General features: G+C 70.0%; 13 protein-coding genes. 9 read left to right on the top strand and 4 right to left on the bottom strand.

What is annotated here, in order from left to right; all coding sequences use genetic code 11:
• Nucleotides 1-9: 9 nt before the first annotated feature.
• Both AC6CCG_RS04785 and AC6CCG_RS04790 read right to left on the bottom strand, forming a co-directional pair.
• Nucleotides 10-990, bottom strand: coding sequence for a type IV toxin-antitoxin system AbiEi family antitoxin domain-containing protein (locus AC6CCG_RS04785; RefSeq protein WP_496653324.1), 981 nt, complete (start codon nt 988-990; stop codon nt 10-12).
• Nucleotides 991-1,188: 198 nt separating this feature from the next.
• Nucleotides 1,189-3,180 carry an ABC1 kinase family protein gene (locus tag AC6CCG_RS04790; protein ID WP_496653325.1) on the bottom strand — a complete coding sequence of 664 codons (1,992 nt, stop codon included), beginning with the start codon at nt 3,178-3,180 and terminating at the stop codon, nt 1,189-1,191.
• A 169-nt stretch (nt 3,181-3,349) separates the two neighbouring features.
• On the opposite strand from AC6CCG_RS04790, the gene AC6CCG_RS04795 reads away from it, so the two are divergent.
• Together AC6CCG_RS04795 and AC6CCG_RS04800 are read left to right on the top strand one after the other, a co-directional pair.
• On the top strand, nt 3,350-5,020 hold the full coding sequence (locus AC6CCG_RS04795; RefSeq protein ID WP_496653326.1) for a DUF4855 domain-containing protein: 1,671 nt from the start codon (nt 3,350-3,352) through the stop codon (nt 5,018-5,020).
• Nucleotides 5,021-5,063: 43 nt separating this feature from the next.
• Nucleotides 5,064-5,726 carry an O-methyltransferase gene (locus tag AC6CCG_RS04800; RefSeq protein WP_496653327.1) on the top strand — a complete coding sequence of 221 codons (663 nt, stop codon included), beginning with the start codon at nt 5,064-5,066 and terminating at the stop codon, nt 5,724-5,726.
• Here the strand turns inward: AC6CCG_RS04800 and AC6CCG_RS04805 are convergent.
• Together AC6CCG_RS04805 and AC6CCG_RS04810 are read right to left on the bottom strand one after the other, a co-directional pair.
• Nucleotides 5,705-6,229, bottom strand: a complete 525-nt coding sequence (locus tag AC6CCG_RS04805; RefSeq protein ID WP_496653328.1) for a GNAT family N-acetyltransferase — start codon at nt 6,227-6,229, stop codon at nt 5,705-5,707. The genes AC6CCG_RS04800 and AC6CCG_RS04805 overlap by 22 nt on opposite strands.
• Before the next feature lie 8 nt (nt 6,230-6,237).
• A complete protein-coding gene (locus AC6CCG_RS04810; protein WP_496653329.1) occupies nt 6,238-7,689 on the bottom strand; it encodes an FGGY family carbohydrate kinase in 1,452 nt (483 codons plus the stop codon).
• 136 nt (nt 7,690-7,825) lie between these two features.
• Between AC6CCG_RS04810 and AC6CCG_RS04815 the strand changes: the two genes are divergently transcribed.
• From AC6CCG_RS04815 to AC6CCG_RS04845, 7 genes are all read left to right on the top strand, one after another.
• Nucleotides 7,826-8,713 carry a nucleoside hydrolase gene (locus tag AC6CCG_RS04815; protein ID WP_496653330.1) on the top strand — a complete coding sequence of 296 codons (888 nt, stop codon included), beginning with the start codon at nt 7,826-7,828 and terminating at the stop codon, nt 8,711-8,713.
• Nucleotides 8,710-9,705 carry a sugar phosphate isomerase/epimerase family protein gene (locus AC6CCG_RS04820; RefSeq protein ID WP_496653331.1) on the top strand — a complete coding sequence of 332 codons (996 nt, stop codon included), beginning with the start codon at nt 8,710-8,712 and terminating at the stop codon, nt 9,703-9,705. Before AC6CCG_RS04815 ends, AC6CCG_RS04820 begins: the two co-directional genes overlap by 4 nt.
• Entirely contained in the window at nt 9,698-10,900 is a 1,203-nt protein-coding gene (locus AC6CCG_RS04825; RefSeq protein ID WP_496653332.1) for a DUF1593 domain-containing protein, read from the top strand. Before AC6CCG_RS04820 ends, AC6CCG_RS04825 begins: the two co-directional genes overlap by 8 nt.
• Nucleotides 10,901-11,018: 118 nt before the next feature.
• A complete protein-coding gene (locus AC6CCG_RS04830) occupies nt 11,019-11,642 on the top strand; it encodes an ArsR/SmtB family transcription factor (RefSeq protein WP_496653333.1) in 624 nt (207 codons plus the stop codon).
• Entirely contained in the window at nt 11,639-12,472 is an 834-nt protein-coding gene (locus AC6CCG_RS04835; protein WP_496653334.1) for an SRPBCC family protein, read from the top strand. The genes AC6CCG_RS04830 and AC6CCG_RS04835 overlap by 4 nt, the downstream gene beginning before the upstream one ends.
• Nucleotides 12,469-13,053: a dihydrofolate reductase family protein gene (locus AC6CCG_RS04840; RefSeq protein ID WP_496653335.1), complete on the top strand. Its 585-nt coding sequence runs from the start codon at nt 12,469-12,471 to the stop codon at nt 13,051-13,053. The genes AC6CCG_RS04835 and AC6CCG_RS04840 overlap by 4 nt, the downstream gene beginning before the upstream one ends.
• A 2-nt stretch (nt 13,054-13,055) precedes the next feature.
• Nucleotides 13,056-13,802, top strand: coding sequence for an SDR family NAD(P)-dependent oxidoreductase (locus tag AC6CCG_RS04845; RefSeq protein WP_496654390.1), 747 nt, complete (start codon nt 13,056-13,058; stop codon nt 13,800-13,802).
• Nucleotides 13,803-14,043 lie beyond the last annotated feature (241 nt).

Consider the following 14,043-nt stretch of genomic DNA (forward strand, 5'->3'; position numbering starts at 1 on the left):
GCTGATTCGCTACGAGGCTCGGAATCCTGTCACATAGAGGCGGCGGGAGTTCTGCAGCTCGGCCCGGAGCTTCGCCATGGTTGTGCTCACCTGTGGTCGACGGAGGTCATCCCAGACGAATCGGGTCATGCCTCGGCCTGTGCTCCTGATCGCGTCCTCCCGCTGCTTCTCTCGGAACACGATGTCACTCGGTGACTCGCCGGGCTTCACGTACCGCTGATACTTGATCTTTCCATCGAACTCGGCGACATGACGGTCGCTGTCCCAGGCGAAGTCGACGATGCCGATCTTGTCTCCGGCGTGGTCCAAGATCGGCACCTGCAGCTCCGGTCTCGGCACGTGGTAGCGGTAGAACAGCACGCGTGCGTAGGACTCGCCTCCGTTGGCCGCTCGTCCGTCGGCGAGTGCGAGGGCGAACCTGGCGGTCCGTGCTCCGGGGTGATGACGTGAGCGGGCATGAGTCGCCAGCAGCGCCGGCTCCAGATCAGGTCGGACGTGCAGGGCAGAGTCGAGCGTGATCACTGCGCCCTCGAGGGACGATCCGCGGGCCACGTCCCAGGCGGTACGCGCGAGGCTGGTGATCATGACGCCGTCCTGGCGGACGAGGTCCTGCTCGCGGTCGATGGTCATGACGTGATGCTTCACGCCCGCGACGGTGCGTGTCGCTGCGGAATCGAGCCGTAGCAGGTGGACGGTTTCGAGGTCCTGGTGGTGAAGCTCCAGTCCGTGCGCGGCGGCGGCGCTGGCCCCGCAGAGCGCCACCTCTCCTTGTTGGACCGCGACGACAGCTCGGGCAAGGAGGACGTGACGGCCCAGCGCATCCAGGCCGTTCTGAACGTCGGCAGTCGAGTAGACGCCGTGGCGAATCCGGATCAAGCTGCCTGTACGTACAGCCACCGCGAGGTCCCGATCGGTGTAGCCGCAATCGAGCGCCTGGGCACGGGTGATGAACCCCCCGTTGGTCGCGATCCGCCCTTCGATGCTTGTCATGAACAGAGCATTGCCGGTGGAACGCCGATGACGGGTGTGATCAGAAATCCTGTGGATGACTGAATTCGTTCGCTCTTGGCTGTGGAAAAGCTGCGGGTCGGGACTTGACACGCGATTCTGGCGCTTTACACGAGTTGCAACCTGTGCAAAGTGCCAGTTTTTCACGTTAACGTGAAAAACTGCGGGGGCCTTCCAGCGTCAGCTGGACCAACTTCGGCGGAAGATCAGGACGAGTGAGCGTAGGGCCAGGACGAAGCCGACGAAGAGTAGGCAGGCGCCGATCACCGGGAAGACCTGGATCGTGGTGCCGGGCAGGTTCGGGCCACCGGTCGCGGTGATCATGATGATCGCGGCCAGGGTGGCGGCGGAGGCGAGTACGGCGACGATCACCTGGTGGGCCAGGCCGAGCAGGAAGTTCCGGTCGCCCTCGTCGCTGAGCAGCCGCAGGTTGACGCTGAGCCTGCCGCGTTCCAGGTCCTCGGTGATCTTGTTCACCCGGCGGGGCAGCCGGCGCAGCAGCGGCAGCAGGTTGAGCAGTTCGGAATCGAGCTGCTGCCGGATCGTGGCCGGGTCGGCGGCCGCGGCGAAGATCTCGCCGCCGTGGCTGCGGGCGACCTGGACCAGGTCGAGCTTCGGGTCGATCAGCCGGCAGGTGCCCTCCAGCGCGGCCAGCGCCCGGAACGCCGCGGCGACCTGGCCCGGGATCGCGAACCCGTACCGGCGGACCAGGCCGAAGATGTTGCCGAACATGCCACCGGTGGTCGTGGTGCCGGACCGGTAGCGGACGATCAACTGGCCGACCTCGCGCTCCATCGCCTTCTCGTCCAGCGGCACCGGCGGCCGCTCCAGGATCTCCACCAGGGCGTCGGTAGCGGCGATGCTGTTGTTGCGGTCCACCGCGAGCAGCAGCAGCCCGAGCGCGTCCCGGGAATGATCATCGAGCCGGCCGACCGAGCCGAAGTCGAGCAGCCCGATCCGCGCGTCGGCGTCGATCACCACATTGCCGGGATGCAGGTCGGCGTGGAAGACGCCGCTGATCATGATCTGGTCCAGCACGGCTCCGAGCAGCCGCTGCGCCGCCGCCGACCGGGCCTCGGTGGTCAACCCGGCCAGGGTCTCGGTCGAGTTGCCGATCGGGGTGCCGGTCAGTCGCTCCTGGACCAGGATCGTCTCGCCGGAGTACTCGGGGAAGACCCGCGGGATGATGATCTCCGACTCGGGCCGGGTGGCCGCGGCGACGCCGATCATGTTGTCCGCCTCGACCCGGTAGTCCAGCTCCTCCCGCAGCGAGGCGGCGAAGCCCTCGGCCAGCCGGCGGACACCGAGCTCGCGGGCCCAGCCGGTGGCGCGTTCCAGCCGGTCGGCCAGCCGGCCGACGATGTCCAGGTCGGCCGTCACCTGGTCGCGCGCGCCCGGCCGCTGCACCTTGACCACGACCGACTCGCCGGTGATCAACACCGCGGTGTGGACCTGGGCGACCGAGGCGGCGGCCAGCGGCTCCGGGTCGATCTCGGTGAACACCTCGTCGATCGGCCGGCCGAGCCCGGCTTCGATCACCGGCCTGATCGCCGGCCAGGGCAGCGCCGTGGTCGAACTCTGCAGTTGCGACAGCTCCCGTACGAAGACGTCGGGCACCAGGTCCGGCCGGGCCGACAGCATCTGACCGATCTTGATGAACGTGACGCCGGCGTCGTTCAGCGCCCGGCGCAGCGACCGGGCCACCGAGGCGGTCCGGGTCTCGGCGGCCAGCCCGGTGACCCGGTCCCGGGCCCGCGGCCGGAGGAAGCCGCCGAGGCCGTGCCGGACGGCGATCGCGATCACCTGGACGTAGCGGCGGAACCGGCGGAACCGCTCCCGGGTGCTCCGGAGCACCCGCCACGGCGTCGGGATGGTGCCGGTCGGAATGATCAACTCCGCCACCACGAGGACGGCGATGGCGAGGAAGAACGCCCAGGCCAGCACCAGAACGAAGACCAACAGCAGGCCGAGCGGGACCCGGTCGTCGTTCTGATCGAACAGGCCGGACTGGAAGGCGATCCAGGGCAGTGCCGTACTCAGCGAGCCGATCATGATCAACCCGACCAGGATCGACCGCGGCCAGCCGATCGGGACGCCGAGGACCCGTCGCGCGATGTAGGCGACCAGCGCCGCCATCGCGATCAGCGACGCGATCCCGAGGATTTCCACCATGGCGGCGATTGTTCCAGGGCGCGGCCGGATCGGGCGGAGCACCACGCGGCGGCTCCGGTCGCCGGCGGGTCCAGGACCGACGGTCGGGCCTTGCCCGGCCCGACCGGCGGCGGTTACCGTACCCGAAATTGGTATTGCCCAATCGGAGTCTTCCGGCGTAGGAGGAACGATGCCCGCACCCGAGTCCACGAAACCCCGGCGGCCCTGGTCGCGGTCCGTGATCGCCCTGCTCGCCTCGCTGGCCGTGGCCGTGCCGCTGTTCGGCGGAACCGCGCAGGCGGCGGAGCCGAAGGATCTGGCGGCCGGTCGGAGCTACACCTGGTCCGAGACTCCGGACGCCGACCGGCCCGACCGCGGCCGGCAGTTGACCGACGGCAGGCTGGGCGCCCTCGACGTGACCGACCCGGCGTGGGTGGGCAGCACCAAAGGGCGGACCCGGGAGCTCGTGATCGACCTCGGCGGGTCGAAGTCGATCACCGGGATCCGGGCCCATTTCCTGCAGGACTGGCCGGCGGCCTCGGTACTGGTCCCGCTGAACGTCTCCTTCGCCGTGGCGGACTCGCCCAGGCAGTGGGCGACCGTCGGGCGGCAGGCGACCGCGCTGCTCTGGGGCGACGGCCCGGCCCGCGACGAATGGTTCGCCTGGAACGTCGGAGCCGACGGCGTGCCGGAGCGGCCGGGTGCCCGGGCGGTGTACGGTCGCTTCGTCAAGATCAGCTTCTCGGTGCACACCCGAGCCGCGCAGCTGATCGACGAACTCGAGGTGAACGGGTACCACGGCAGGATCGACGGCGCCGCGACGCCGGAACCTGATCGCCCCGGCTATCTCCAGCCGGGCCGGGCGACGGCCGGGATCCGGGACCTCGCCCTGATCTACAACGGCCAGTACGACAACGATCGCGGCAACTGGACGGCCGACGAGTTGCGGCCCTACCTGGCCCGGGTCGACCGCTCCGGCCGACCGGGCGGGCGCCTGTTCGACGGGATCCTGATGCTCGGGCTGCTGACGCCGAGCGGGATCGATCTCGGCTCCGGCTACGCCCGGAAAGCGGACTGGGAGTGGTATCGGGACAAGACGTTCGCGGCCGGCGGTGACCTTGATCAACTCGAGCGGGCGGCCGGCCAGGTGAACGCCGCACTGCCCGGCCCGGATCACAGGACCAAGGTGGTCCTGGCCATCCCCAACCCGGGCGGTGCGCTGACCGACTTCGGCGACGTCGACGGGGACGGCGTGACCGAGAACCTGAACGCCGACGCGGTCGGCCGCGAGCAGGCGCTGGCCAACCAGGAGAAGGTGGTCCGCTGGTGGACCGCCGGGCTGATCGAACGCTGGCGGGCGGCCGGCTACCAGCAGCTGGAACTGGTCGGGCTCTACTGGCTGCCGGAGCAGATCGACGTCGGGCCGGACGGGCCGGAGCAGGCGCGCCGGGTCGCCCGGGTCGTCCATGATCATCACCTGACGGCGTTCTGGATTCCCCATTTCCTGGCCTACAAGGCGTTCCAGTGGCAGGAGGTCGGGCTGGACGCGGCCGCGTTCCAGCCGAACTACTTCTTCGAGGAGATGGACCCGGCCCGGATCGCGGACGCGGCCGGGATCGCGAGATCGTACGGGATGGGCATCGAGATCGAGTTCGACGAACGGGCGGAGACCGACCCGGCGCTGCGGGAGCGGCTGCTGGCGTACCTGCGCGGTGGTTCCCGGTACGGCTACCAGGATGCCTTCGTCGCCTACTACCAGGGCGTGGACGCGCTGTACCGGTTCTCGACCAGTACGGATCCCGCGGTGCGCGAGCTGTACGACCTGGTGGCGGACTTCGTGGCCGGCAAGAAGATCGGGTGAGCCGGCCGGACCGGCGCCGAGGAGCGGTGACAGACTGGCCGCCATGACGGATCGTGGATGGGCCGAAGTTGATCAGTACCTCGTCGACACGCTGGTCGGCGATCAGGACGCGGACGTGTTCGAGGCCAACGCGGCCGGCGGGCTGCCGTCGATCGACGTGTCGCCGCCGCAGGGCAAGCTGCTGCACCTGATCGCCCGCTCGATCGGTGCCCGCCGGGTGCTCGAGATCGGCACGCTCGGTGGCTACAGCACCCTGTGGCTGGCCCGTGCGGTCGGTCCGGAGGGACGCGTGATCACCCTCGAGTACGAGCCGCGGCACGCCGAGGTGGCCGCCGCGAACCTGGGCCGCAAGGGTGTCGCCGACCAGGTGGAGATCCGCGTCGGCGCGGCCCTGGACAGCCTGCCGGTGCTGGCCGAGGAGAACCCGGAGCCGTTCGACCTGGTGTTCATCGACGCCGACAAGCCGAACAACTCCAACTACCTGACCTGGGCGCTCCGGCTGACCCGGCCCGGCTCGGTGATCATCGTCGACAACGTGGTCCGTAACGGCGGCATCGCCGATCCGGACTCGGACAACGAGGCGGTCCGGGCCAGCCGGGCCGTGCTGGAACTGATCGCCGCCGAGCCGCGGCTGGACGGCACCGCACTCCAGCTCGTCGGCGGCAAGGGTTGGGACGGGTTCGCCTACGCGCTGGTCACCGGCTGATCATCGGTGGCGAGGATCGCGTAGAGATCGGAGTCCCGCCAGCCGTCCCGGAGCTTCATCGTGCCGCGCAGCCGGCCCTCGTAGCGGAGGCCGGTCCTGCGCAGCACGGCTCCGGAGGCCAGGTTGCGCGGGTCGCAGGTGCCCTCGATCCGGTACAGCCCCTGCTCGTTGAAGCCGAACCGGACCAGGGCGGCCGCGATCGCGCCCGCGTAACCGCGGCCCCAGAGGTCGGGATGGACGATGTAGCCGATCTCGCCGCGGTCGAACCGGCGGCTGACGATCTTGAGCTCGCCCATCCCGACGACCAGGCCGGAATCGACCGCACAGAAGGGAAACCTGACCTGCGGGTCGGCGTCCCAGGCGGCCACCGCCTCGCTCACGTACGCCCGCGACTCGGCCTCGCTGTTCGGGCCCCAGGCCTGGAACCTGCTGCTGCGCGGGTCGGCACCCCAGCTGTGCACCCGGTCCAGGTCGCCGGGCCGGATCGGCCGCAGCGTGATCACCGGCCGGGTCATCGCCGGGCCAGGCCGACGGCGGCCCGCCAGCGGTCCCGCCGGGACTCGCGCTCGTCCGCACCGATCGCCGGTACGAAGACGCCCGCCGGATCTTGATCATGCTCCCGCCACTCCTCGGCGGCGCCGAGGCTGGCCCAGGCCAGCCGGGCAGCTCCCACCGCGGACACCTCGGCCACCGGCGCCACCCGGACCTCCAGACCGAGCAGGTCGGCCTGGGTCTGCATGGCCAGCGCCGACGCGGTCACGCCGCCGTCGACCCGCAGCTGGTCGATCGAGACGCCCTCCCCGGTGATCGTCTCGATCACGTCGGCGACCTGGTGCGCGACGGCGTCGACCGCGGCCCTGGCCAGCTGCTCCCGGGTGGTGCCGGCCGACAGGCCGACGAAGGTCGGCTCTGCGGACCGGAGCCAGTGTGGGGCACCGAGGCCACCGAACGCGGGCACGAAGGAGACCCCGCCGCTGTCCGGGACCGAGCCGGCGAGCGCGAGCAGTTCGGCGACCGAGGCGAGACCCAGCAGGGGAGCGAGCCAGGCCAGCGCGGCGCCGGAGGACACGATGTTGCCCTCCCGTCCGTACGTCGGGAAGTCGGTCAGCCAGGCCAGCGTGGTCGGCACCGGCGACGGCTCCGGGTCGAACTCGTTCACCGGCGTCATCACCGAACTGCCGGTCCCGTAGGTCGCCTTCGCGGTGCCGGGAGCCGTGCAGCCCTGTCCGTACAGCGCGGCATGCGAGTCGGCCAGCACCGCGGCGATCTCCGGCCGGCCCTCGATCCCGGGCAGCTCGGTCCGGGTGGGCAGCCGGGTGTCGGAGTTGATCACCGCCGGCAGGGCGGACTCGGGCACCCCGAACAGGCCGAGCAGCTCGTGCGACCACATCAGCCGGTCGACGTCGAACAGCAGGGTCCGGGAGGCGTTGCCGGCCTCGATCACGTGATCATGACCGGTCAACCGCCAGCAGAGCCAGGAGTCCACCGTGCCGACCGCGATCCGGTCGACCGGGGCGCCGGCCGTCCGGAGCAGCTCGCTGATCTTGGGCGCGGAGAACATCGGGTCGATCCGCAACCCGGTCAGGCTCCTGACCAGGTCGTCGGCCCCCGGCTCGGCCACCAGCCGGGCACACCGCTCGGCGGTCCGGGTGTCCTGCCAGCCGATCACCGGACCGAACGGCCGCCCGGTCTCGCGGTCCCAGGCCACCACCGACTCGCGCTGGTTGGAGATCGCCAGGGCCTGGACCGGCCCGGTCGGGGTCCGGCGGCAGTCCGCGACAGCGGCGCAGACCGAGTCCCAGAGCTGCTCGGGATCCTGTTCGACCCGATCCGGTCCTGGAGTGCTTACCTCCACGGGGGCTGCACCTTGGGCGACGACCGCGCCTGCGGCCGTAACGGCGATCGCCTTGGAGTTGGTCGTCCCCTGGTCGATCGCGATGATCACCGGCTCGGCTGCGGGCAACGGGCCGACCTCCTCGCTTCGAAGTCGATCATGATACCGGTCGGCTGCCTTGACGCCCTAGCCGCCGTCGGGAGATCATCAAGCTGGGCAAGCATACAATAGTGAATAGCTATTCACGCCAGATCGAGGAGCAGCGATGCCGGATCGTCGTCGAGTGATCATCAACACCGACGCCAAGAACGAGGCCGACGACCAGTTCGCGATCGTGCACGGCCTGTTGTCGCCGACCTTCGACATCCGCGGGCTGATCCCGGCCCACTTCGGCACCCGTCGGTCCGACCGGAGCATGGCGGAGTCCCGCGAGGAGATCGACCTGCTGCTCGACCTGCTCGGGATGACCGGGACGATCACCGTGGCCGACGGCGCGCCGGCCGCGATCCCGGACGAGCGGACCCCGGTCGACTCGCCGGGAGCGCGGCTGATCATCGAGGAATCGAAGCTCGCCGGCGAGGGAGATCCCTTGCATGTGGCGTTTCTGGGCCCGCTGACCGACATGGCGTCGGCGATCCTGCTCGATCCCGACCTGGTCCGGCGCAACGTGATCGTGATCTGGATCGGCGGCGTCGACTACTCCGGCCTGGACTCCGGGTCCAAGATCGAGTTCAACCTCTCCAACGACATCGCCGCCGCCAATGTGGTGTTCGACTCCGGGATCACGGTCTGGCAGGTGCCGAACAACGTCTACCGGCAGGTCTCGGTCTCCTACGCGGAGCTGGATGCCAAGGTCGCCGGTGCTGGACCGCTCGGTGAGTACCTGGTCCGCCAGCTCAAGGAGTGGAACGCCCGGGTGCATCCGGAGCCGATCGAGTCCCGCTCGCTCGGCGACTCGCCGGCGATCGCCCTGATGCTCTACCCGGGCAGCGGCAACTTCCGGGTCCGGCCGGCACCGCGGTTCGGGGCCGAGGGACACCACGTGCCGGGCTCCGGGAACCCGATCCGGGTCTGCGAATCGGTGGACACCCGGTTCCTGCTCGAGGACATGTTCGCCAAGATCAACAGGTTCGCCGAAAGGACTCAGGGATGACGACCGAACTGCCGGTCTTCGGTGCCGGCATCTGGCACTTCGCCACCTACAAGGATCGCTACGCCACCGACGGCTATGGGCCCGAGGTCGGCCTGCTGGAGCAGATCGACCGGGCCGGTGCGGTCGGCGACCTGTCCGTGGTCGACCTGAACTATCCGTTCGTCGGCTTCGACGGGACGCTGGACGACGTCCGGGCCGCGCTGCGGCGCAACGGGCTGCGGGCGATCGCGATCACCCCGGAGATCTACACCCGGGACTTCGTCAAGGGTTCGCTGACCCACCCCGATCCTGCGGTACGGAAGCGGGCGCTGGACCTGCTGCACGAGGCGACCGGCGTGGCCAAGGAACTGGGCTGCGACTACGTGAAGCTGTGGCCGGGCCAGGACGGCTGGGACTATCCGTTCCAGGTGGACTACCACGACGCCTGGCAGCTGGCGCTGGACGGGCTGACCGAACTGGTCTCGGCGCATCCGGAGATCAAGTTCGTCATCGAGTACAAGCCGCGCGAGCCGCGAGTCAAGATCATCTTCCCGAACGTGGCACGGACCCTGCTCGGGATCGAGAGGATCGGCCTGCCCAATCTCGGCATCCTGCTCGACTTCGGTCATTCCCTGTACGGACAGGAGACCCCGGCCGACGCGGCCCAGTTGGCGATCGACTACGGCCGGCTGTTCGCGATCGACGTCAACGACAATCTGCGCGGCTGGGACGACGACATGGTGGTCGGCTCGGTGCACCTGATCGAGACGTTCGAGTTCTTCCACACGTTGCGCAAGAACAACTGGCAGGGCGTCTGGCAGCTTGATCAGTTCCCGTTCCGCGAGGACAGCGTGCAGGCAGCCCGGCAGGCGATCACCTTCCTCAAGGGGGTGCACCGGGCGCTCGACGTCCTCGACGTCGATGCCCTGGCCGCCGCGCAGGCCGAGCATGACGCCCTCGCGGCGCAGCGGATCGTGCAGCGCGCCCTGCTGCCCAGCCTGCTGGATGAGTAGACCGCGGGTCCTGGTCTCGACCGACATCGGCGGCACCGACCCGGACGACTTCCAGTCCCTGGTCCACCTCCTGCTGTACGCCGACCGGCTGGACCTCGAGGGTCTGGTCTCCTCTCCGTACGGGGACGGCACGGTCGCCGACCTGGAGGCGGTCCTTGATCACTACGCGGCCGATCATGCCTCGCTGCTGACCCACTCCGACGACTATCCGGAGCCGGACGCGTTACGGGCCGTGATCAAGCAGGGTGCGCTCGAGGTCGCAGATCACCGGGGCTTCGGCGACCCGACGGAGGGGTCTGACTGGATCGTCCGCTGTGCCCGCCGGGACGATCCGCGGCCGCTGGATGTCCTGGTCTGGGGCGGTATCGACGATCTGGCCCAGGCGCTGCACGACGCGCCGGACATCCTGCCGCGGCTCCGGGTGCACTACATCGGCGGGCCGAACAAGCTGTGGGGCGTGGACGCGTACGACTACGTCGAGACGCACCATCCGGAGTTGTCGATCATCGAGTCGAACTCGACCTACCGTGGCTTCTTCGCCGCCGTCGGCGCGGATGATCACCGGGCGCGCGACTTCGTCGGACGCCACGCCGCCGGGCACGGTGCGCTCGGCGACTTCTTCGCCCGGCAGTTGCCCGCGGTGAAGATGGGCGACAGCCCGACCGTCACCTGGCTGCTGCACGGCGCCCAGGACCCGGCGCGGGCGTGCTGGGGTGGTCGCTACGTCCGGGTCTGGGACGGCCGGAAGACGATCTTCGAGCGGCACACCACGGCGGCCGACGTCGCCGAGGTCTATGGCGTGGTGGAGTTCCTGCTGCCGAAGCCGGTCGACTACGGGCCGTGCGATACCGCGCGGATGATCATCGACGGCCGCCGGCAGGGCCCGTTCTCGACTGCCGTCGATAACGGCGACCGGCTGCGGTTCCGTTGCGCGCCGCGGGATCCCAAGATCATTCCGTACCTGATCGAGAGCAGTCACGCGGACCTGGACGGACGGGCCGGCGCGTTCACCGCGGCGCCGCCTTCGGAGGCCCGGTGGCGCACCCCGTCCGGCCGACACTCGAACTGGTGGTGCGACGACCAGGACCCGCCCGCGGCGCTCGGGCCCTGGCCGGGCGCGAGCACGATCAGCGACTGGCGGGACGAATTCCTGGCCGACTTCGCGCGCCGCCTGGATCGCTGCCGGCCGGGCTGACGCCTCACGTGCCCGGAGCTCGTCGAAGGGCGGGGCCTGATCTGGCGGCCCTTCGACAGGCTCAGGGCACAGCGATGCCGTCTTGACAAAAATATTTGTCAATGATTCGCTGGGTCACATGAACGACATCGAGGTGATCGCCGACCCGGCGGCAGCCCTGGTGGCCCTGGACCCGGGGCGGGCCCGGCTGCTGGGCGAACTGCGCGAGCCGGCGTCGGCGGCCGAGCTCGCCGGGCGGCTGGGCCTGCCCCGGCAGAAGATCAACTACCACCTGCGTCAGCTGGAGCAGCACGGGCTGGTCCAGGTGGCCGAGAGCCGCACCTGGGGCGGGCTGACCGAGCGGCGCCTGGTCGCGACGGCGGCCGGTTACGTGGTCTCGCCGGAGGCCATGGGCGCGGCCGGCGGCGGGCCCGATCAGGTCCGGGATCGGTTGTCGGCCTCGTACCTGATCGCCCTCGGTGCCCGGCTGATCCGGGAACTGGGAGCGCTGGCCAGGGCGGCGGCCCGGCGGCGCGGCCGGCTGCACGTGTACGGGCTGGACACCGAGCTCCGGTTCGCCAGCACGGCCGACCGGGCCGCCTTCGCCGAGGAACTGACCGCGGCGGTCACCCGGCTGGCCGCGAAGTACCACGACGAGAGCGCGCCGAACGGCCGCTGGCACCGGCTGGTGATCGCGGTCCATCCGCGGCCCGGCAACGCCGAACATGCCAAGCAGCGCGAGGAAGGGGACGCATCGTCATGAGTGGCGACCATGATCGCGGACGCTACGGCGAGACCGAACTCGAGGTGCCCGGCACGCCGGAACAGGTGTGGCAGGCGATCGCCACGGGACCCGGCCAGGCCGCCTGGCTGTTCCCGGCCGACCTTGATCCGGCCGTCGGCGGTTCCATGATCATCCACCGGGAGCCGTTCGGTCCCGACGCCAACACCACGGTGACCCGCTACGAGCCGCCGCACGCGGTCGCGTACGACGAGCCGAACCAGGGTCCGCCCACCCCGCTGGCCACCGAGATCCTGGTCGAGGCGAGGTCCGGCGGTAGTTGCGTGGTCCGGGTGATCTGTGGCTTCGCCGACGCCGGCGAGGAATGGGAGGACCTGGTCCAGGGCGCGCTGGAGGGCTGGCGGATGACGCTGGTCGTGCTGTCCGAGTACCTGCGTTCGTTCGCCGGCCGGCCGGCCCACCGGATCGACCTGATCACCATGATCGATCCGGCGCCGGCGGACCGGGCCACACCGGCGGCCGACCTGTTCCGCCGGCTGGGCCTGGGCTCCGCTCCCGCGGAATCCGGGACCCGGTTCCGTACGGCGCCCGGTGCGCCCGAACTGGCCGGCCTGATCGTCCGCTCGGAACCCGGCTACCTGCTGCTGCGGTCCGAGTCACCCGGGCCGGGCCTGTGGGCGCTGTCCTGCTTCCCGATGGGGATGGATCAGCCGATCTCGATCAACCTGATGGGCCGGGTGTACGGGTGGCCCGCTGATCAAGCCGCCCGGCTTCGCACCACCTGGCAGACCTGGCTGCAGCGGCAGGCCGAAGAACTCGCCGCACCCGAATCGATCTTGGAGGAGAAATGACGAGAACCGTGAGTGTCGAGCTGTTCTGCTCGGTGGACGGGTACGGCTTCGCGAAGGACTATCCGCCCTACTTCGGGTACGGCGGTCCGGATCTGGACCGCTGGATCGGCGCCCGGACGTCTGCACCGCACCTCGAGGTGATGGGCCGGAAGACCTTCCAGGAGCTGGCGGAGATCGTCGCCAGCATCGAGGACCCGAGCGCCGGCGTCGGCGACGGCGGCAGTTTCGCCGAGATGAAGCGGATGCCCAAGATCATCTTCTCGTCGACGCTGACCGAGCCGCTGGCCTGGCCCAACTGCACGCTGATCAAGGAGGACGCCGTCGAGGCGGTGCGCCGGCTGAAGCAGGAGGACGGCGATCCGCTCCGGGTGAGCGGCAGCCTGTCGCTCGGCTGCAGCCTGATCCGGGCCGGCCTGGTGGACCAGGTCTCGCTGGTCGTGTTCCCGCTCCTGGTCGGCGACAGCGGCGCGAAGCCGATCTTCGCCGAGGTCCATGATCACAGCTTGACCCTGACCGGCAGCGAGGTGCTGGACGGCCGGCTGATCGCGCTCGACTACCGGCTCGAGCCCGCGGCGGCGTGATCATGCTGTCCGGGAAGATCGCCGTGATCTACGGCGCCGCCGGACCGATCGGCGCGGCGATGGCACGCGGCTTCGCGCGGAACGGTGCCAGGGTCCACCTGGCCGGCCGGACCGAGGAGACCCTGCGCGCCGTCGCCGCCTCGATCCCGGACGGAGTCGCGACCCCGCACGTCGTCGACGCCCTCGACCGGGAGGCGGTCGAAGACCTCGTCCGGGGCGTGGTCAAGGCCGAAGGCAGGATCGACATCTCGGCGAACGTGATCGGGGTCGGTGACGTGCAACGCCCGTTGCTGGAGCTCGAGCCGGACGAGTTCATCCACCCGATCGCCACGATGGCGCGGACCCAGTTCCTGACCACCCGTGCCGTCGCGCCGGCCATGATCGAACAAGGCAGCGGCGTGATCCTGGCCTTCGGCGGGTCCGGCCCACAGACCCTGCCCGGCCTGGGAGGCTTCAAGATCGCGCTGGACACCCTGGAAGGGATCCGGCGCCAGTGGGCCGTCGAACTCGGCCCGCACGGGATCCGCGTGATCACCCTGAAGTCCGGCGGAATCGGCGAGGCCGTGCCCGACTCGATGCCGGCCGAGGCTCGGGCGCAGCTCCTCGACGACCTGCGCGCACCAACCCTGCTGGGCCGCCTGGCCACCCTGACCGACGTCGGCAACGTAGCCTCCTTCGCCGCCTCCGACCTGGCCGCCTCGATCACCTCGACCGAGCTCAACATCTCCTGCGGCGCCACCCCCGACTGAGAGCCCTCCGACCGGTCAGAAAAGCAGCGTTCTTGGCGGCGTGTCGCTGCGTAGGTGACCGGTCGATGGGAGGTGATGAGGTCGAGAACGACTGTGCCGATCTCTGCCGCCACATGGATCGGCTCAGGGATGGCGGCGTGTCGCTGCGTAAGTGATCGGTCGATGGTCGGTGGTGAGGTCGAGAACGACTGCCGATCTTCACGGTCGCGTGGTTCGGCGCAGGGTGGGCGTGTCGCTGGGT

This window comes from Microlunatus sp. YIM B11417 (genome assembly GCF_059617205.1).

What these genes read in the sequence shown, in the direction of transcription:
- AC6CCG_RS04785 (WP_496653324.1), bottom strand. Translation starts at nt 990, where the DNA reads ATGACAAGCATCGAAGGGCGGATCGCGACCAACGGGGGGTTCATCACC.
- AC6CCG_RS04840 (WP_496653335.1), top strand. Translation starts at nt 12,469, where the DNA reads ATGACGAGAACCGTGAGTGTCGAGCTGTTCTGCTCGGTGGACGGGTAC.
- AC6CCG_RS04825 (WP_496653332.1), top strand. Translation starts at nt 9,698, where the DNA reads ATGAGTAGACCGCGGGTCCTGGTCTCGACCGACATCGGCGGCACCGAC.
- AC6CCG_RS04835 (WP_496653334.1), top strand. Translation starts at nt 11,639, where the DNA reads ATGAGTGGCGACCATGATCGCGGACGCTACGGCGAGACCGAACTCGAG.
- AC6CCG_RS04820 (WP_496653331.1), top strand. Translation starts at nt 8,710, where the DNA reads ATGACGACCGAACTGCCGGTCTTCGGTGCCGGCATCTGGCACTTCGCC.
- AC6CCG_RS04845 (WP_496654390.1), top strand. Translation starts at nt 13,056, where the DNA reads ATGCTGTCCGGGAAGATCGCCGTGATCTACGGCGCCGCCGGACCGATC.
- AC6CCG_RS04795 (WP_496653326.1), top strand. Translation starts at nt 3,350, where the DNA reads ATGCCCGCACCCGAGTCCACGAAACCCCGGCGGCCCTGGTCGCGGTCC.
- AC6CCG_RS04790 (WP_496653325.1), bottom strand. Translation starts at nt 3,180, where the DNA reads ATGGTGGAAATCCTCGGGATCGCGTCGCTGATCGCGATGGCGGCGCTG.
- AC6CCG_RS04800 (WP_496653327.1), top strand. Translation starts at nt 5,064, where the DNA reads ATGACGGATCGTGGATGGGCCGAAGTTGATCAGTACCTCGTCGACACG.
- AC6CCG_RS04815 (WP_496653330.1), top strand. Translation starts at nt 7,826, where the DNA reads ATGCCGGATCGTCGTCGAGTGATCATCAACACCGACGCCAAGAACGAG.
- AC6CCG_RS04830 (WP_496653333.1), top strand. Translation starts at nt 11,019, where the DNA reads ATGAACGACATCGAGGTGATCGCCGACCCGGCGGCAGCCCTGGTGGCC.